This window comes from Barnesiella sp. An22 (assembly GCF_002159975.1).
GTDB classification, from domain to species: domain Bacteria; phylum Bacteroidota; class Bacteroidia; order Bacteroidales; family Barnesiellaceae; genus Barnesiella; species Barnesiella merdigallinarum.
Map to the genome: position 1 here is coordinate 53,750 of NZ_NFJR01000013.1, position 20,326 is coordinate 74,075.

At 54.5% G+C, this 20,326-nt stretch carries 11 protein-coding genes; all 11 read right to left on the minus strand.

The window, feature by feature from the left end:
* Positions 1 to 32: 32 nt before the first annotated feature.
* A complete protein-coding gene (locus B5F38_RS11615) occupies positions 33 to 2,618 on the minus strand; it encodes a glycoside hydrolase family 3 N-terminal domain-containing protein (protein WP_087409390.1) in 2,586 nt (861 codons plus the stop codon).
* Between the two features lie 85 nt (positions 2,619 to 2,703).
* Positions 2,704 to 4,902, minus strand: a complete 2,199-nt coding sequence (locus tag B5F38_RS11620; protein ID WP_087409391.1) for an alpha-N-acetylglucosaminidase — start codon at positions 4,900 to 4,902, stop codon at positions 2,704 to 2,706.
* 85 nt (positions 4,903 to 4,987) lie between these two features.
* On the minus strand, positions 4,988 to 5,827 hold the full coding sequence (locus B5F38_RS11625) for an endonuclease/exonuclease/phosphatase family protein (RefSeq protein ID WP_087409392.1): 840 nt from the start codon (positions 5,825 to 5,827) through the stop codon (positions 4,988 to 4,990).
* Positions 5,828 to 5,872: 45 nt separating this feature from the next.
* Positions 5,873 to 6,778: an SGNH/GDSL hydrolase family protein gene (locus B5F38_RS11630; protein WP_087409393.1), complete on the minus strand. Its 906-nt coding sequence runs from the start codon at positions 6,776 to 6,778 to the stop codon at positions 5,873 to 5,875.
* 4 nt (positions 6,779 to 6,782) lie between these two features.
* Positions 6,783 to 8,072, minus strand: a complete 1,290-nt coding sequence (locus B5F38_RS11635) for an alpha/beta hydrolase (RefSeq protein ID WP_087409394.1) — start codon at positions 8,070 to 8,072, stop codon at positions 6,783 to 6,785.
* Positions 8,073 to 8,110: 38 nt separating this feature from the next.
* On the minus strand, positions 8,111 to 9,199 hold the full coding sequence (locus B5F38_RS11640; RefSeq protein WP_087409395.1) for an endonuclease/exonuclease/phosphatase family protein: 1,089 nt from the start codon (positions 9,197 to 9,199) through the stop codon (positions 8,111 to 8,113).
* A 79-nt stretch (positions 9,200 to 9,278) separates the two neighbouring features.
* Complete coding sequence (locus B5F38_RS11645) at positions 9,279 to 10,565, minus strand: T9SS type A sorting domain-containing protein (RefSeq protein ID WP_087409396.1); 1,287 nt, start codon at positions 10,563 to 10,565, stop codon at positions 9,279 to 9,281.
* A 222-nt stretch (positions 10,566 to 10,787) separates the two neighbouring features.
* Positions 10,788 to 12,593: a RagB/SusD family nutrient uptake outer membrane protein gene (locus B5F38_RS11650; protein WP_087409397.1), complete on the minus strand. Its 1,806-nt coding sequence runs from the start codon at positions 12,591 to 12,593 to the stop codon at positions 10,788 to 10,790.
* 22 nt (positions 12,594 to 12,615) lie between these two features.
* The gene (locus B5F38_RS11655; protein ID WP_087409398.1) at positions 12,616 to 16,101 is read right to left on the minus strand and encodes a TonB-dependent receptor; all 3,486 of its coding nucleotides are present in this window, start codon (positions 16,099 to 16,101) and stop codon (positions 12,616 to 12,618) included.
* A gap of 194 nt (positions 16,102 to 16,295) precedes the next feature.
* On the minus strand, positions 16,296 to 17,873 hold the full coding sequence (locus B5F38_RS11660; RefSeq protein ID WP_087409399.1) for a beta-N-acetylhexosaminidase: 1,578 nt from the start codon (positions 17,871 to 17,873) through the stop codon (positions 16,296 to 16,298).
* 10 nt (positions 17,874 to 17,883) lie between these two features.
* Positions 17,884 to 20,301: a hypothetical protein gene (locus tag B5F38_RS11665; RefSeq protein ID WP_206422492.1), complete on the minus strand. Its 2,418-nt coding sequence runs from the start codon at positions 20,299 to 20,301 to the stop codon at positions 17,884 to 17,886.
* Positions 20,302 to 20,326: the final 25 nt, after the last annotated feature.

The window sequence follows — 20,326 nt, forward strand, 5'->3', positions numbered from 1 at the left end:
TTTATCGTGTTGGATGTGTGGGTAAACAAGGGTTAATCCTCTCCGTAGTTGACGGTCATGTTGATGACGTTGCGGTTGTTCACTTCGATTTCGGCAGTGCGGTAGCCCGATTTCTTGAAGACCAGGAACTCGTGGTTGCCGGTCGTTACCTGGAATCTGCCGCGTTCATCGGTCTTGGCCAGGGTTTTCCCCGTGCTCTTCTCGATAACCTGCATGCCGGGTACGAGGGTAGCCTGTATGTCGCGTACCTCGCCTTTTACCTGCATTTGCCGCGAGCTTTTCGGGGTATAGGCTACTACGACTTCATCGTCGCCGATGGTCGAAGGTTCGCCTACGACGACGCTCTTCGTCAGGATAATGTTGTCGGACGACTGTCCGGCCTCGATGATGAATTCGCCGGGTTCGACAAATCGGTGGTTCTGTTCATCGACCAGATAGAGTTCGGCTACGGGAACCTGCAAATGTACGGTGCGGCTTTCGCCCGGCTTCAGCTCGATTTTCAGGAAGTCGCGCAATTGTCTTATCGGGGTTACATAGGTGCTCACCTTGTCGCGCACGTAGAGTTGTACCACCTCTTTTCCGGTGCGTTTGCCGGTATTCTTCACCTCGACGGTAGCCTTGATGGTGTCGGTCAAGCCATATTTATCGCGGTCGGTCGTGAGATTCTTGTAGACAAACGACGTGTAGGAGAGACCGTATCCGAAGGAGTAGAGCGCCGTGGGCGAGGAGAATACATAGTCGCGGCCCGGAGCGTCGTAACTGCCCGGATTGTGGTAGAAGCCTCGGTCGGAGGGGAGGTAGTTGTAGTAGACGGGCAGATGGCCGGTGCTTCGGGGGAAGGAGAAGGTAAGGCGTCCCGAGGGATTTACCCGGCCGAACAGAATGTCGGCGATGGAGTTTCCGGCCTGTTCACCGGCATACCACTGCACGAGTATGGCGGGGAGGTTGTTCTTCTCCCACTCGATGGCAAACGGTTTGCCTGTTACCAGTACGAGAATGACGGGGGTACCCGTGTCGTATACCGCACGGATGAGTTGGGTCTGGGCTCCGGTGAGGTTCAGATCGTTGAGGTCGAAGCCCTCGCCGCAGGTCGAATTTTTGTAACCGTCGCGTACGAATGCCGCACTGGTGCTGCCGCCGAAGATGACGGCGACCTCGCTTTGACGGGCAGCTTCTACGGCTTCGGCAATGCCCGATGTATCGAGCGAAGCCAGGCTACATCCTTTGGCATAGCGAACGATGGTGTTTTTGCCCACCTGGCTTTTGATGCCTTGCAGCGGAGTGATGCCGTCTTTGTTGTTGCGGCTCCAGGTGTAATCGCCAAACTGTATCTGGTCGGCATTGGGGCCGATGACGGCAATCGACTTCAGGCGTTTGGGGTCGAGGGGCAGCAGGTTGTTTTCGTTTTTCAGCAATACGGTCGATTCGTCGGCGATGGCCTTCGACAGCCTTACGCTCTCGGGAGTGTGGCGTTTGTTCTGTTCGTATCGGTTGCCGTAGGGGTCGTCAAACAGGCCCGAGGCAAACTTGGCATACAAGACCCGGCGTACAGCCGTGTCGATGACCGATTCGTCGATGACCCCTTTTTCGACAAGACTTTTCAAGAAGGGGTAGCAGTTGCTCGAGGCTTCGACATCGAGTCCGGCGGTAATGGCCTGGATAGCGGCTTCGGACGAGTTGCGGGCCGTGCGGTGCATGCTTTTGAGCATTTCGATGGCACCCCAGTCGGAGTAGACATACCCTTTGAATCCCCATTGATTGCGCAGAATTTCGGTGAGCATATAGTGCGAAGCCGAATTGGGCACGTGGTTCCACGAGTTGTAGCTCGACATTACGGCCAGTATCCCCGTGTTCTTTACCACCATTTCGAAAGGCTTGAGATAAATCTCGTGCAGGTCTCTCAGTCCGCATTCCACCGACGCCAGATTCAGACCGCTCAGCGGGTTGCCGTGAGGCCCGTAGTGTTTGAGCATGGGCGATATGCCGCTTTCGAGATATCCGTCCACCTCTTCGATAGCGAATAGGCCGCACAGGTAGGGGTCCTCGCCATACGACTCTTCTACCCGGCCCCATCGCAAGTCGCGCACGGCATCGATACAGGGAGCCAGCACTTGTTTGAATCCCATGCTGTGAAGGTCGTTTGCGATGTGATGAGCCTTTTCACGAGCCAGTTGTGGTGTGAACGTGCTGCCGAGTGCGATGTTCTGGGGATAGACGGTGTTGCCGTCGTGTACCACGCCATGCAGCGATTCGGCTACGGTGAAGACGGGAATACCCAGACGGGTCTCCTCGACCATGTACTTCTGTATGGGGCGCATGTATCGGGCACAGTTGTCGCCGGTAAGGGGGAATCCTTCGACAAAGCCCCAGGCGATGTCGCCTGCTTTGTTTGAGAGTTTTTGAGGATCAAACTCCTGTCCGTTGAAAATGTCGGACGAGTGAATGTGCCGTATTTGGGCAATTTTCTCGTCAATAGTCATGCGGCCCAGCAGATCCTCCACCCGCTCTTCGATAGGGAGATCGGGGTTTTTGTAAGGAGGAATCTGTTTCTGGACTGCCTGTGAATAAGTCGCGCTTGAAGCAAGCAGCAACGAGCATATAAGCACTTTGTGTAACATAATGTGTGTTCTATGGTGTTAATGATTATTTGTTTATAAAGTAGACGAATAAGGGGGTTGATGTCTCATCGGGTATCTTGCAATTTTAAATATTTTTATAAGTTTGACGTATCTCTCCGATGTATTGCTTGTAGAGCTCCTCGATGATGGCAATGGAATCGCCCGAGGGGCCTTCGTCGTATGTCTTGTCGCTGGTTACCCACGCCTTTTCCAGACCGAAGTAGTCGGGCTCCCGGGCAGGCTCCCCTTTCAGCAGAGCCAGCTTGTAGTTGACCCAAGCCTCCCATCGGGGCAGGTAGAGGTCGCGCATGAGGCCGCCCCACTCCTTGTGGGCATAGTCGTGCAGTTCTGAATCGTAATCGGTCCAGGTGGTAATCTGTCGTTTGGCATTGGCCACGAACTGCGCCTTTTCCTGGGGATTGGTACCGGCCTTTTCGGCTTCGCCTATCCAGGTGCCCACATAAAATTCCTTGCGGGTGGAGAGCAGCCGGTCGTCGTCGCGGATGATGTCGAGCATCCGGGCCGACAGGCGGGTGAACCGGGGGGCATCGTGGTGTTGGAAGGCAGCTACCGCCTGGCGATGCAACGCTTTCAGATAGTCGCTCAATACCTGGCGGGTCAGGTCTACCAGGTCGTAGCGGTAGGTGTCGCTGTTACGGAACTTGTTGCGCGAGGCATACATCGTTTCCCAGGCGGTCACCACCTGGTCGGGATCGTAGAATATTTCGGCATTGCCCCAGGCCGATACGTGTTTGATGGTATCGGCGGGTCGCGCACAGATGTACGACTCTACGGGGCCGCCGGTCTCGTTGTGACACTCATAGATGGTATGGGCGAGAATCTCCCAGGCCTGGTCGCAGGCCGAGTCGGGTTGTCCATATCGGTAGAGAGCATACTCTTTGAGCCATTCGTCTACGTTCAGGCTGTCTTCCCGCCAGGCCATGTCGTAGACCATATCGTATACGACAGGAATGGTTCCTATACCTTCGGGGGCTGCACCTATGCCGCACAGGTTTTTCCCCAGCGGGTGGTGTTTGGCGAATACGGGGCCCGAAGCATAACTGCTCATCTTGCCGTGCAGCCCGGTCTTGCCGCCGAAGTTGGGCAGGGCGCACCAGATCCAGTTGTGGTACATGTGCCCTTCGGGTTTATAGAACATCGAACTGGGTATGCCTCCCCATTGAGGCCGTTCGCAGGCCATCAGGTCGAGAATGATGGCATCGCCCTGTTTCAGCCCCTCCATGAGGCTGGGCATGGGGTTGTGTTGCCAGCCTTGCAGAATCCACACGGCCTTGGGCGAGATGCGTCGCATGGCCTGCAGTATCTTTGTGGCAGCCGCTTTCACGTCGATGCCTTCGGTCTGCCCGCCTTCGTGGAAGGGGTCACCGGCAAAGTAGAGGGCATCGCCGAAGAGTCTTTTCTGCTCGGCGTAGTAGATGTCGGCTATCGAGTCGAACAGCGGGTCGTTGGGGTCGAGGAAGGCGGGCCGCTGATAGGTGCACCACTCGCCCTGCTCGAGAATGTGTGCTTGGGGAAATTTCTCTTTCAGACTGTTGGGTACCATGCCGTAGAAGCCCTGGAATACGGGTTGCATGCCCAGCTCGCGCATGCGGCGCAGCATCTTCTTTTGCAGGTCGGTCTGTCGGTCGATAAAGGCTTGCGAAACCGGTCCGCCGAACCCCTCGAGGTTGCCCATCAGCCACCAGGCTTCGTACCCGGCACCGGGAAGAAAGGCGAAGATTTCGTCGTCGGTATATCCCAGACGCTTGAGGGTATTTTGCCAGACGGCATATTGGCTGTTGACGGCCATGAGCGGCAGGTTGATGCCTTGAAGAGCCATGCGATCTATCTCCTGTTCCCACTCTTCCCAGCCCCAAAAAGCCATGGAATAGCTGTATGTGCAATAATTGAGGTAGTATCTGAAGGGCTGTGAGGCTTCGATGCGTAGGGGCGAAGCAATCCGGGGCAATGTGTCGGGTATGCCCGAGAGGTTGTTGCCGCACCAGGAGACAGACGCATGGCAGTAGTGGCGGAGGTAGTGGTTGAGACCTCGCGCCATGGAGACACCATTATTTCCTTGAATCTCTATTTGGTCTCCGTGTTGTTTCAGTTCGAAGTAGTCGTTTTCGGCCGGCACGAGTGTGAAGATGAAATCCTTTTCGTGACCCGGAACCAGGCGCCCGGCCAGCTGTTGGGCCGAACGTTCATAATCGGGATTTTGCCCGCAGGAGAGCAGCCCCAGAAGCAGGGCTGCCCATAGAAATATCGTGATGTGTTTTGTCATGCGTGTATGGTTTCTTATGTATCGGGTTTAAAGTCTTTCCGGTTCGGGGGCCTCTCCTGCCGAGAGTCCGTTGCCCGGCCCTTCGTTATTTGCAGATGATGTCGACGAATATGGGATAGTGGTCCGAGACATGGGCCAGGTCTACCTTCTCGCCGTCGATTTCAAGCGTCCGTACAATGTGAGTATCGACGATTTTTATCTTCTTCCGGTTCTTTTTGCTCAGCAGAATGAAATCGATGAGTCCGCCGTCGTCGGCACGGCCGGGAATGGAGCTGCCCACGGTGTCGCTGGCAATGACAAAATCACGGGCAAATACGGGGAAAGAGTATCCGCCTCCGCTCCATCGGAACGAGTCGTTCAGGTCGCCGGCCACGAATACGGGCTTGTCCATTTCGCGGGCATCGTTGCAGATGATTTTGGCTCCCTGTTTGCGCTTCTCGTTGTGCAGGTCGGAGTGGGTGGCGATGAAGACAAACTTGTCGAGTTCGATTTCAACCGCAGCCCGACCTTCATCGCCGGGCAGGTAGGCTACATAGCGGCTTTTGACCGGCAGGTTTTTCTTCACCAGTGCTCCGCAGCCTATGCTGCCGTTTTTGTCGAAGGGTTGGGCATTGCCATAGAAGTCGGCATAGTCGAGACCCGTGCTTTGGGCGATGTCGCGCAACAAATAGCGGTTGCCCCGGCCTTGCGATGCGCTGTCGAGTTCCTGCAGCGAAATGATGTCGGCATTGAGAGCCCGGATGACGCGCCCCAGATTGACGATGTTGCTGTCGTTCATTACGCCCGGGTTGCCGCCACCTTTGCCGTAGTGGGTGTTGTAGGTAAGCAGTCGTATGACCCCGGGGGCTTTGGGGTAGGTTTGTGCGTCGACCGAGCATACGCTCGTGAGAACCAAAAGAATGAAGAGAGTTAGCACCTTTTGCATAACTTTGAGAATTAAATAGTTGTAATGTGTGAATATAATCGGTGTTTATCGTACCTGTATTTTCCGGGTCGACTTGAGGCTTTTGACCAGATAGGTGCCAGGAGCCATGTCGAGGTTGCTGATTCCGGCCGGCAGGTCATACTCGGCCACGCAGACTCCGTCGGGGGTATATATGGAGAGGTGGTCGGCTGCCTGGGTTTTGACGTGAATGACCGACTTCCCTCCCCAGACTTCTATATCCGGGTCGTCGGCTGTCTGGGTGGCTATGCTGCTACCGGCCATAGCCTGTTCGATTGCGGCCTCGACGAGCGGAGCCATCACGGCATATCCGGCTTCGTTTGGGTGGACTCCGTCGCCTACCGAGTATTCCACTTTCAGAGCTTTGAAGGGGTTGACCATCGGCGTGTAGAAGTCGACGCAGGGATAGCCGTGAGCATCGGCATACTCTTTGATCCATTGGTTGAGGTCTATAATGTCTTGACGGGGATCTACATCGGGGGCCCAGCCGTAACTGTATGCAGGCAGCAGCTGGCACATGACCACTTTGATGCCGTTGGCCGTGGCGATTTCGGCCATCGACGAGAGATTGTCTTCGATCATTTCGAGGGTCGAGGGTCCCGTGTTGCCGGCAATATCGTTGGTGCCGCCCAGAATGACCACGACGCTGGGATTCAGATGCACGACATCCTGTTTGAAGCGGATAAGCATTTGCGGGGTCGTTTGTCCCGAAATACCCCGGCAGACGTATGAGCCTGCAAAAAATTCGGGGCAGGTGCTCTCCCAGCGTTCGAATATGGAGTTACCCATGAAGACTACCCGCGAAGGGTCTTCTTCTCCGGCCAGCAGGGCCTGGTTGGCCTCTTGATACCGGGCGAGTTCGGCCCAGTCCTGAGCAAAGGCCGAGAGGGTCAGGGCTTGTAGTAAAACGGAAAGTATAAGTATCTTTTTCATTGTATTATTGGTTTTTCAGTGGAACTTCGTACAGCCATTTCAAGATGGCCTCTTCGACTTGGGGCAGACATTCGTAGTCGGGATAGAATCCGAATCCGTGACCGCCCGAGGGCAGTGTAATCAGTTGTGCGGGAATGTTCTGGGCTTGCAGTCCCTCGACATAGCGTATGGCGTTCTGTATCTTCACCCCGTTGTCGTCGGCCGCATGGAAGAGCAGGGCCGGCGGAGTTTGCGGGGTGATGAGCAGTTCGGGCGAGCAGGCCCGGCACATCTCCGGCGTGGGCGAGGTGCCCAACAGGTTGTTGCGGCTGCCTTCGTGCACATAGGGCTCTTCGGTCATGGTGATGACCGGGTAGAAGAGTATGGAGAAGTCGGGACGCGATTCGCCCCGTTTTTCGGGCAGTGCTACGTCGATGTCGTCGTGGTTGAATGCCGTCGATACGAATGCAGCCAGGTGTCCGCCGGCCGAGAAGCCGATGACTCCCACGTGATTGGGGTCGGACTGTATCGAGTAGTGGTTCTCTTTGAGGTAGCGGATGCCTTGTTGTGCGTCGCTGAGCGGGATTTCGGGGTGACCCGAGGGGAAAGCATAGTAGAGTACGGCGGCTACGAATCCCTGTTCTTTGAACCATTGTGCTACCAGGCTGCCTTCGTGGTAGGTGGCTACCGTCTTGTAGCTGCCGCCGGGGCAGATGAGCACGGCCGGGGCGGGCGCTGTCTGGATGTCGGGGCGATAGACAATAATCTGGGGATTCTGGATATTTCCCAGGTTGTTGCCGTCCCAGTAGGGTTCGCCCGAGAGCCATTGGGCGAAGGGGTCACCGTCGGGCCACAGGAATATCTCTTCGGGTTCGTTGCTCTTTTGACGGTAGACGAAGGTGCCTGTGAGGGTGATGTCCCCTTCGAACCGGCACTGGTCAAAGAGCAGGGTGGGGCGGCCGTTCTGATAGGACGAGGTGCGGGCCGTCCCGCCGGTCCATTTGCCCTGACGGGTGGAGCCGTCGTGCGACACGGTGATGTAAGAGGGGATAAGGTCAAGCCCTCCCCGAGGCTGTATCTTTTCTTGAAAGTAGACGGTTACATAGGTGGGTGTAGCCTCTTGAGACGCTTGTATGGCGGTTTGAAAAACCGAGCTGCCTTCTCGCACCTCGCCTATGTTGTCTTGTGTGTATGACGTCTGGTTTATCGTTATTCCTGTGGGGGTGGCAGAGGCTTCGGAATTGCTCTTTTGGCAGGCCGGTAAGGAACAAGAGATAGCCAGAAGTCCACATAGTATGGATTTCGAATAAGTCATAATGTCCGTGTTAAAGAACGTATGGCCGAACGGCTACACTACAGCTTGATGATTCGAGCTTTATGGCTTTTTCCTTGAGCCGAAGTCTCTACAATGTAAATGCCTTTTGCCAGACTCGAGAGGTCGACGGTGCGAATATCCGTGCCTTTGAGTTGCAGTTGCTTTTGTCCGGTCAGCGAATAGATGTTTACTTGTTCTACGGGGGTGTCACTCTCGATGTTCAGCTGGTCCTGTACATACGTAGGATAGAGTTTTACCTCTTGAGCGGCAGTGGTATTTTCGATAGCGCTCAATCCCGGCACTTCGATGTCGACAAATACGGGGTAGTGATCCGATATGGAGGCCAGATCGACGACAGAACCCTCTATTTTCAATTCTCTTACGATATGGGTATCGACAATCTTGATACCCGAGTCTTTGTAATCGTGGTACAGGATATAGTCGATGAGACCGTTGTTGTCGGTACGTCCCGGAATGGTATTCCCTTCGGTATCGCTGGCGATGGTATATTTGGTGAGCAGCGTGGGAAATGCGATACCGCCTTGTCCCCAACGGTGCGAGTCGTTCATGTCGCCGGCCAGGAACGACGGTTTGCGTATGTAGTCCAGTTCGTTGATAAGGGTATTGGCGCTCATGATACGCAGATTGTCGTCCAGATCGAGGTGAGTGCAGAAGAAAACGAACTGGTCAAAGTCGATTCGCATGGCGCAACGCTCTTCAATCGAGCCACCCAGCGAAATAAGTTTTACTTTGCTGATGGGCAAATTGGGTTTTACCAGTACGCCCGGACCCACTTTCCCTCCGTCCAATTTGCAGAGACCTCCGAATATGGGAGTGTAGGGAATGTCGGTATAGTCGGTGATTTGCTGTAACAAGTTTCTGCGATTACGTCCATTCATGGCACTGTCCAACTCTTGCAGGGCAACCACGTCGGCATCGAGAGCCTCGATGACCAGAGCAACACGGCGGGTATTGTAGTCGTCGATTGAACCCGGATCGCCACCTCCCTTGCAGTAGTGGGTGTTGTAGGTCAGTAATCGGATTACTCCGGGAGCTTTGGGATAGGTTTGAGCATCGAGCCCGAACAGGAAACAGCAAACGAAAAAGAGAAGGACAAATTTTTTCATAATCGACAATCTGTTTTTATTTAATGACAGGCAAAATACGTAAAAATATTTTGCCTGTCATTGTGCTTAGGAGATAAAATTATTTCTTGATGAATTTAGCCGTCGTGTTACCTTCGGTCGTCGAGAGTTTTACCAGATACATACCGGGAGTGAGGTCGGCGATGTCGATGGTCTGAACGCCGGCTTCGATATTCTTCACGCAGGCACCGGCAAGCGAGTAGATTTGGGCGCCCAGAACTTCGGCACCTTCGATGGTCAGGTAATCATCGGCCGGGTTGGGACCAACTTTTACCGTAGCTTTTTGGGCGTTCTCGATACCCGAGTATTCGCTGACAACCTTTACAAATACCGTGTTGAGTGAAAGTTGAGGATAGGCCTCGTTAATCATCTCGCAGCGATACTCTTTGCCTACGTGCGACTCGTCGAAGCAGAACCAGCCTTCTACGGCGTCGGTCGGTTCGATTACATTACCGTCGAGGTCTTTCCAGGTGTAGATGGTCATGTAGCCGTCGATGTCATATTCGCCCGAGAGGTCAATGTCTTCGTCGACCATAATCTCGTATTCACCGTCGGCATTCATGTAACCGATAGGCATACCGCCGCGGGCATTCCATTGCAGCTTGTAACCCGATGTGAGTCTTTCGCCGGTAATGGGGTGGTTGGGGATGGTCGAGAAGGTGTACATGTTGTCTTCGAGGTTGAGCAACCAGTCGAGGAATTCGGTTTGGCGGCAGTTGTTGCAGATGAACGAAGATTCGTCGGTGAATGCGTTGCGATAACCGGCCAACTGACGGCATTTACCGTTCGAGTCGCTCAGGTCGAGATTGGTCAGTTGCAGGTTGCGGCGTACGTGCAGGTAGCAGTCCATATCTTCGTTGGTCATTTGGATTTTCACCTTTTCCATTTGTGTGCCCGAGATGTGAACCACCGTAGCCTTACAGTCCATCAACGTGAACGAACCTTTCAGGTTGGCTACACCGGCGATGGCAGGATACCATTGGTTATCTCCTTCGGTTGTAGTCCAGGTAAGACCGCTGGTCTTTCCGTTGAAGGGAGCCGATGCGTTCACGCATACACCGAATACGGTTTCGGAATATCCCGAAGAATAGGCTCTCCAGATTACACCTTCGGAGTTTTTCCAGGTGTTCATGTCGTCCCACGAGAAGCCTTCGCGGTTTACATCGATGCCCAGAGCTTCGGCATTGCATTTGCCTTCGATGGCCGACGGTTGTTTGAAGAATGCAGCGTATGCGGCTGTTTCTTCAGGATCGAAGTTCCAAGTATCTTCGCTGAAACCCGGGAGGGCACAACAGCACAGGAACGCAGCTACAAGAGCTTTTTTACCAGATAGAGTAAACTTTTTCATAAGTAAAAATTTTTGAGTTAATGATATGGAAATGTGTTTTTTGATATTTCGATATGTTTTTGTGTGTTCAATAAGATGACAGATATTTGGCGGGAGAGGGTAGTCGGTAAATGTAAAAAAAGTGTATTTGGCATTTTTTTCTTTTCGTCCCGACTCGGGTCGATAGAGCAATCAGATACCGGGAGTTTTTCTCTCCCGGTATCTGAGCATTATCTCAATCGTTTAGAAACTTAGACCGTCGTCCCAACCGGGATTCTGAGTGAGTGCTCCGTTGGTGAGCGACCGTTCGGTGGTGGGAATGGGATAGAGGTAATCGCGCTCTTCGTTGAACTCGCGCGGCTCTACGGCAATGTCGTGGCAGATGATGTTGCCGTTGTCGCCACCGGTGAGGGTGAACACCTCGTCCAGTTTGTAGAATTTACGGATATTCTTCACCGAGGGCTTTTTGCCGGTGTAGATACAGATGTCGACTTTTTCGCTGTCTTGAAGAGTGCCGTCGTTCATGTCGAAGATGCCGTAGCGGTCTTCGCCCGAACCTTCGGTCAAGCCGGGGAAGTACATACCCATGAAGGGCTGTTCGAGCATTTTGCCCTCTTTCCAGCGCATGAGGTCGTAGTATCTGAATCCTTCGAGAATGAGTTCGATGGTGCGCTCGCGGCGGATTTCCAGAATTACGCCCTTGTTGTTGCCCGTTACGTTGTGATAGCCTGTCTGCTCGGCCATGAGGTAGGGGTCGGGGTTGGCGTTGGCAGCATCGAGGTCGATGTTGGGCATGCCTACCCGGTCGCGGATTTTCTTGATAGACTTGTCCAAGTCGGCTTGAGTGAGGGTCCCCAGTTCGGCTTTAGCCTCGGCAAAGTTCAGGTATACCTCGGCGGCGCGGAAGAGGATATAGTCGTTCGACGAGCCCATGTAGCCGTCGCCCGAAGCATCGGTCACCCATTTGATAATCTGGTAGCCGGTAGTCGAGGCGGTGAAATCGGGAGACATCACGGCGTCGCTGTTGATACGCATGTATCCGGGACCTACTACGGTTTGGGTCAAGCGGGGGTCGCGGTTCTGCATTTCGTCGTAGTATTGCATTTCGTCGTAGCCGGGTATGTCGGTGAAGCGGCTGCCGTCTTTCATCAGGTAGCTGTTGACGATTTTCTTGTTCATGCCCGGTCGTCCGTAGGTAGTAGACATGGTGTAGTAGTTGGCCTCGTGTTTTACGGCTTTGGTGGCATCGTAGTCACGGGCCAGGATGACCTCCTGTTTAATGGCATCCATCGAGGCAAAGAGGTCGCGGTAGGGCTTGTCGCCCGACTGATAGATGCTGTAAGGACTCTGGTCGATGAACTGTTCCGATACCGTGGCACACTCGTTGAGGAATCTCTCGTAGTCGGCGATACCGTGGTATTTGCGGTAGGTACCTTCGAAGAGGCAGATTCTCGACTTCAGGGCCATGGCGGTCCACTTGGTTACCAGATAGAGCTCCTGGTCGTCGGGGATATGTTGGATGGCGTAGTCGATGTCGTTCAACACGGAGTCCATGATTAACTGGCGGGAGTCACGCGGCTTTTTCAAGTCGGGGTCGGTCGACGAGAGGGGCCGGTTGTACCAGGGTACATCGCCAAATCGTTTCACCTTCTCGAAATAGAAGTAGGCCCGGAAGAAACGGGCTACACCGTCGTAGTGCTCGCGGGCCGACTGGCTTTCGCAGCGGTGCGAGTATTGCAGGTAGAGGTTGATGTTACGCAGGTAACCCCAGTCCCAACCGCCGCCTGTGGTGGGAATGGTGCGTGTGAGTCCTACCGTTGTGACGGGCAGGGTGAAGATGCATACCACATCCTCCGATTCGCTGTATCCCGATTGGGCGGTGGGAAACTGTCCGTAGAAGTTGTTGGTGAAGGTTTGCAGCTCTTCCTCATTATTGAAATAGGTCTCGGGCGAAAGAGACGACAGCGGGAACCGATCGAGGTCGTCGGCGCAACTTCCGAGGGTAAGGGCTCCGGCCGCTGCCAGAATATATATGAGATTCTTTTTCATAGATATAATTGTATAAGGGTTGTTAGAATGTAATGTCTATACCGAAGGAGAATGTCTTTGCATAGGGATAGACGCGGGCATTGCGGTCGTTGGAGAATTGCTCCGGGTCGATGTATTTGCTCTTGAGAGCCGTCCAGGTGAGCAGGTTGTCACCGCTGAAGTAGACTCTCACGCGGTCTATCTTGGCTTTTTGGGTGAGCGACTGCGGCAAGGTGTAGCCGAAGGTTACGTTTTTGAGACGGCAGTAAGCCAGGTTCTGCAAATAGCGGTTGTTCACGTAGGCCAGGTGACGGTCGCCCTGTGCGGCATAGCCTCTGATTTTGGGGAAATAGGCGTCGGGGTTGTCTTCGCTCCAGACATTGTCGAGGAAGTCGATAGGGGTGAACGATGAATACGGACGGGCAAAACCACCCCAGAAGAGCATGGCGTCGGTACCCGGATAAATCTGTTGACGGCCGATACCCTGGAAGAAGGCCGAGAAGTCGAATCCCAACCAACCGAAGTTGATGTTGCCGCTGTAGTTGTAGCGAGGACGCGAGTTACCGATGATGCGCATATCGCCTCGGTTGTCGGCTGTCTTGGCACCGTCGTCGATGCGGCCGTTGCCGTCGAGGTCGACAAAGCGGGGGTCGCCGGCCTTCAGACCCTTATACTCGCCTACGGCCGTTTGCAGAATGTTTTTGGCAATGAGCGAGTGGTCTACCTGGGCCTGGTAGGCGGCAGCCTCCTCGTCGCTCTGGAACAGACCGTCGATGGTGTAGCCCCAGATTTCGCCGATGGTCATGCCTTCGTAGTAAGACGATACGTTGAAGTCTTTGGTGGGGTTGTCGTATTTGGTAATCTTCGAGATGTTATCGCCCAACGAGAACGATACGCCGTAGGTGAAGGGCTTGCCGGCCAGGTTGAACTTGTCGTTCCAGCTGATGGTCAACTCGTAACCTTTCGTGCGCAGGTCGGCGGCATTCTCTTGAGGCGACGAAGTACCGTAGGTAGCCGGCAGAGTTTTGCCCGGGACAAGCATGTCTTTGGTATCGCGGATATACATATCGCCCGTGAAGCTCAATCGGTTGTTGAAGAAGCCCAGGTCGACACCGATGTTTTTGTGAATGACGGTCTCCCAGGTGAAGTTGCCCGATGTGGGAGGCGAAACCGATGCGTAGGTGAGGAACTCGCCGTTGGCCAGATAGTTGTCCATTTGCACCAGATTCAGGGTCTGGATGTAGGGATAGGGGCTCGATATGGCCTGGTTGCCGAGCGAACCGTAAGAACCGCGGATCTTGAAGTTGGAGAAGGTGTTGCGGATAGGTGCAAAGAAGGGTTCTTCGCTCACGCGCCATCCGGCCGAAACCGAGGGGAATACGGCGGCACGTTTGTCGCGACGGAAACGCGAAGAGGCATCCCAACGCATGTTTACCTCGGCCAGGTAGCGACCTTTCCAGTCGTAACCGACGCGGCCGAAGAAGCTCTCCAGAGCCCATTCATATTGTCCGCCCTCGAGATAGACATCTTTGGAGGGGTCGCCCAGGTTGAAGTCGTTCAATTCGTTGGACTGGAGGTTGAGCATCGTGGAGTATAGATTCTTTTGATAGTCCTGCTCGTAGTCGAAACCGAGTACGCCTCGAACGTGGTGACCGTTGAAGGTGTTGTCGTAGTTGAGGTAAGCATCGATCATGTGGTAGTATTCGCTGTTGCTCCGTTGGCGTAACTTGTTCTTGAAAAGATTGGCCGAGCCGGTGCTTACGATAACGCCGGGTTCGGTCGAATATTCGGCCATCGAGGTGCGCACTACCTTGTCTTGCGTGTCGTAGCGGAAGCTGTAGTTGGCATGGAAGGTCAACCCTTTGTAGAGTTTGAAGATGGCGTTGACCGTGGTCGTCAACCGTTTGTTCTTGTCGTTGGTGAAGGTGGTACCGTCGCCGGTCATGATGTGTACACCGTCGGTCGGCTGCTGTGCGATGACCGCGTTGCTGAATACCCAACTGCCGTCGGGGTTGTAGGGCATCATAAAGGGCAGGGCGTGGAAGGTGTAGTTGGGAATATTTTCACCGTTTTCCAGACCGGGAGCCTTGTATTGCGAGTGGTACAGGTGAGTGGTTACGGTCAGGTTGAACCAGTCTTTGATGTCGCCGCTGATGCGGGCCCGCAGGTTGGCCGTGTTGAAGTGGTCGGGGTTCTGTTTGTAGATACCCTCTTCGGTGTGGTAGTTGGCACTGATGAAGTAGTTCATCTTCTTGGTGCCGCCCGATATGCTCACGTTGTTGTCCCAGGTAGGACGCGTGTGGCTGATGAGGTAGTTGTACCAGTCGAAGTTGGCATAGTACATGTATTGGTCTATACCGCCGATGTTCTTCACGACGGTCCAGGGACGGTCGGGATTCTCTACCTTGTCGTAGCGGCGTGCTTCCAGCTCGGCATAGTCTTCGGCCGTATATTTGGTGTAGGTGGTACCGTTGTAGGAGCGGAAGAACTCGTCGACCAGCATGGCTGCATCGTATCCGGTGGTGATGAAGTCGGTGCATACGGTCGAGCCCGAGAAGCTGAACCGTCCGTTGTAGTTGACTTTGGCGTCGCCGGTTTCACCTTTCTTGGTCGTAACGAGAATGACACCGAACGAGGCGCGGGCTCCGTAGATGGCAGCCGACGAGGCATCTTTCAATACCGAGATAGACTCGACGTCGCGCGGGTTGATGTTGTCGAGATCACCCTCGACACCGTCGATAAGTACCAGCGGTTTGGCCTCTTCGTTGATTGAACCGAAACCGCGGATGTTGATGCTGGTACCTTCGTTGGGGCGACCCGAACCGTACGAGATGTTCAAGTTGGGGACAGCACCCTGCAAGGCACGGCCCAGGGTAGCTACCGGCCGGTCTTCGATCTCTTTCGACGAGATGGCGTCGACGGCACCGGTCAGGTTGGCCTTCTTCTGCGTACCGTAACCGATTACCACCACCTCGTTGAGGGCTTTGGTATCTTCGACCAGTTGGATGTTGATGTTACGATGACCTTCTACTTTGACCCGTTGCGACAAATACCCGATGTACGAGTAGGTAATAGTTGAACCCGAAGCGGCCAGAATGGAGTAGTTGCCGTCAATATCGGTCACGGTGTTGGCTCCGTCTTTGACCGAGATGTTTACCCCGATAAGGGGTACACCGCTTTCGTCGGTAACCTGTCCGGATATTCTGATAAACGGATCGGCTTTCTTGGTAATTTTTTTCGTTAACACAATGTGGTTCTCTTTTACTTCATAGCCTATGTTCTGGCCTTGAAGTATCTGCGAGAGGGCATCCCCGAGTGAAGCCTCTTTCAGCACAATGTTTACTCGGCGGTTCAGATCCACGTCGTTCACATTGAAAAAGAACGATTTCCCGGTTTGCTCCTTGACGGCTTCGATCGCCTCCTTTACCGTGACATTTTTCAGATTCAGTGTAATGTTCTGAGCCTGTACAATCGCGATATTACAGAGTAGCAGAAAAGCCAATAGCAGGTGTCTGTAATGCTTGATCATTGATAGGGTTGATTTAAAGGTTAGTATTTAAGTTTTGGCTATAAGCATGAATGGACGTTATAAAAATTTTGTGTGTTCATCATAAGAGACAACCCACAGAGCCTATCGGGTAGTCTGTGGGTAAAACTTTTTTTTATCTTTTTTTGAACTATGTAAAATAAGCGCGTGTGAAGAGGTCGTGTATGGCGGTATCGCTACGGGACTACGGGATACCACTCGATACCCTTGTGGGCCCAGCGGGGATACAGCAGACGGTCGAGTGCAGAGATGAAGCGGCCGAAGTCTTTCTGGTCGGCCCGGCTCCACCCCGATTCGGCATAGGCGGCGATGCGGGGGAATACCTGTCGTTGCATATCTTCGATGCGAGGTATCCATTCGCTCCACATCTGGCAACCGCTGCCCAGCAGCAGGGGGCGATACTGGCTGTCGATGCCTTGAGGGAATGGCGAGAAGGCATAGGCTTTCTCGAGAGGGAGCTTGGTATAGTTGTAGTCGAGATAGGTGTCGCGGTGCGATGAGTTGATAACCCGGTGCCCCTGTTTCAAGGCTTCGGCAATGAGTGCGGGGTCGCCTTTCCAGAACTGCACGACGGCGTGAGGGTCGAGTGTGTGCGAACTCTCGATGTCGGCTTCGGCCCACTCGTGAATGTTTTTGCCCATGATGTCGTTCCACCCGACCAGGGTGCGGCCGTTGTCATGGATGAATCGGGCAATCTGGTTGGTGAACCACATTTGTACCTCGCTGTAATTGGCCAGGTGTTTCTCTTCCATCAGGCGGGCTATGTCGCGGTTGCTCTCCCAGGCTTCGGGGTGCACTTCGTCGCCACCGATGTGTATGTAGCGGCCGGGGAACAGGTCGAACACTTCGTAAAGTACGTTGTGGATAAACTCCATGACCTGCGGGTCGGCTACGTTGAATACTCCCCAGAAGGGGTTGAAATAGGCCGGAATCGAAGGTATGGTATCGAGAGCGCCCAGTTCGGGATAGGCCGTGATGGCGGCCGCGGTATGCCCCGGCATCTCAATCTCGGGGACGATGCGGATGTGTCGCTCGGCGGCAAAGGCAACAATTTCGCGTATGTCGTCGTGGGTGTAGTAGCCACCGTGTACGTTCACATCGTAGTCGGGGCTGTTCCACCCGCCTATCTGGCTGCTGTCGCGATAGGCTCCGATTTGGGTCAGCCGGGGGTATTTCTCGATTTCGATGCGCCATCCCTGGTCGTCGGTGAGGTGCCAGTGGAAGGTGTTCATCTTGAGGTAGGCCATCTCTTCGAGCAGTTGCTTGACGACGGCTTTTCCCTTGAAGTGGCGAGCCTCGTCGAGCATGAAGTCGCGCCACGGATACTCGGGCTTGTCGATGATTTGCAGGCAGGGTATGTGCAACCGGTCTTGCACGGCAAGTTGCCGCAGGGTCTGCATGCCGTAGAAGATACCGGCGTCGTGTGCCCCTTCGATGAGAATCGTGTCGGGCGAGATGGTGAGCCGATAGCCTTCGTCGCCCAGCAAGGAGTCCAGACTCTCGGTCCGAGCCAATACGATGTGATTGTTGCCCGTGCGCTCATGCAGGGCTATGTGTATATCTTCTTCGAGATATTGCTCCAGCAGTTTCACGTTGGTGGCGCTGCAACGTGCTACGATGCCGGTACGAGGGGTGAGTGCAAAAGTTCCCTCACGTAGCTCGACCGACTGGGGTTGCGGGACGAGTAGCGGTTGTGCGGCAAGGGCTATGGCCGAGACGATGCCGGCCAGGAAGAGAATAAGTTTTCGGGTCATGGAATTGTGGCTATTTGAGGTAAATCCATTGGCAGCCAGAGACGGTTTTATGCACGCGTTCCCGGCCTGTCTGTCGGATGTCGATTGTTAGTTTTCGGGGAGTATTGATGTGAATTTTCGAAACAATGGCTTCGGCTGGTACAATGCTGAGGGTCCCCTTTTTCAGTTCGGCCCGGCAGTTGTAGGCCAGCAGTGAACCGTCGTCGCGCACCAGTACATAGGCCGAGGTGAGGGCGCACTCTTCCATTGCCTTGAAAATCTCCTGTACCGTATTGTCTCCGGCACCGCCGCGCTCTTGGAATACACAGAAGGTGTCTTCGTCGTCGGGCCGCAGCCAGGGACTTATCATGTCGAGGTACTGTTCGCCTACAATCGAGTCGGTCACTATGCCGTGATGTTTTTTCTCCGGATCCTCTACATAGAGCTGTGCCTCGACGTAGGGGTCGGGAATGAAGGCCCAGCGCAGGGTACCGTCGGCTTTCATGATTTGTGCGCAGGTACCGAGCGTGTCCATGAAGTCTTTGAGGTAGAACTCCTCGCCGGTGAGCAGATAGAGGTAGTACGAGGCATAGATTTTCCAGGCCGTCCAGCCGTGAGGCGAGTTCATTACCTGGTTGGGAACGAAGTAGACATCGAGAGCCTCCCAGTAGCGCAGGGTTGCACCCCTCATGCGGCAGTCGGGTATGAGCAGCTGTTCGAGGCAGCGGTGCTTCTCCATCAGGTAGCGGGCGGCATCGCGGTAGGCGTTGCGTCGGGCCGTATCGGTGGTCTGCAATCCATACATGCCCAGTTGCAGGGCACTGCACGAAATCATGCCGTCCTCGAAGGTCATGTCGCCCTCGGTCTCGATATTGTCGCGACGGGAGCAAAGGTCGTCGATAGCCCGTTGTGCCGACTCTGAATGTCGGGTATATCGCTCGTTCCACAGCGGTTCGTCGGCCAGTTTTTGTTCGGCATTGGCCAACTCGAGCATCGACTTGGCCGTATAGATAACGGCTGTGTAGTGGGTGCCTTGTGAGCGGTAGGCCCCGTCGGGACCCTGTATCCGGTCGGAGCAGAGGTAATCGGCTATGTGAGCCGCTTTTTCCAGATAGGGGCGGGAACCTGTGGCCTCCCACAGATCGACCAGCATGCCCATCAAGGCCGAGAAGTTCTGTATGCGGTGGGGCAGGGCGTCGGGGTTGGGAATCCAGGTCGTGGTATCGATGATGAGGGGCAGGGTGCGGTCGAAGCGTCGTTGCAGGGCTTGGTCTTTCTCCGGGTCGGGGAAATATTTGGCAGTGAGGAATGCGGTGTAGTATCCGTAGAAAGTCTCGCAGGCGTTGGAAAAGATAGGTTGATTGCGGGCTACGAAATCGCGGGCGTTCTTCATGTACCACGACCAGGGTTGCCGCACGAATACGCGGGCTTCGGCCCGTTGGCCCGACTCGTTGGTTGCCACAATGCGGTATTCGCCCAGCTGGGCGGGAGCGAATGAGGCTTGGAAGAGTCCGTTTCCAATCGATCGGGTTGCCGTGCCGATGTGTTTCGCGTCGGGACCTTCGATTGATAGGGTTATCGGGCTGGTCGAGTTGACCCGTATGTCGAGAGGCTCGTCGGGCAATAGGGTATATCGGTTGCATTCGATCAGAGGTATATCGGCCCAGGCCGACAGCTGGGACTTGACATGGTCGAGCGAGTCGATGCGTCCCAGGTGAATCTCCCAACTGCGGGTTTCGCCCGGAGCCAGTTGCGTGAGGTGCTGCGGATGGCGTTCGGGCAGAGGCAGGGTGTGCAACAGTTCGAGGCTGGCCGTCCTTATCTGGTGTCCCCATTTCCATTTATACCACCCTTCGTAGATGTAGTTGAGCGCATACGAGGCGACCGGTTGCGAGGTGGCAAAGCCGAATAGAACTTGTCGGGGAGACATGAAATAGCCCCAGGCAAAATCTTTTTCGCAGCGCAGCAGGGTAGGGAAAAACTTATTATCCCATTGCGGATAGGAGTGCATTTCGCTGTCGATGCCCAGAATCAGCCGGCTGCGTTTGGGGCAGAAGGGCTTGTCGCTCAGATTGGTCATGGAACACTCAACCACGAGGTGGTCGCCGGCCGAGCGGTAGGTCATGCGGTAGGCTATGTGGTCGCGTTCGCCGATAAAGCTCCCCGGTTCTTTGGCATAATGGGCGAGCATGACCTCCTCCCAGGCAGGGCCCGACAGACGGTCGTGACGGAAAGGGATGGTTTGCCATTCGCCGTCGGCGAAATATTCGTATCGGTCGATGGTGCCGTCGGAAAGTCGAATAAAGGCTTTCCAGTCGGGACCTTCGACAATGTACTGTTCTTGAGGCTGTGAGGCCGGTGCTTGCAGGGGCAGCAACAGAGCTATCAACAGCCAGAACCGCTGGATGAGGTAGCCTGCCGGGAGAGTCGAAAATCGTTTGTTTGTCATGGTCGATAGGGTATAAGAGAGGCTT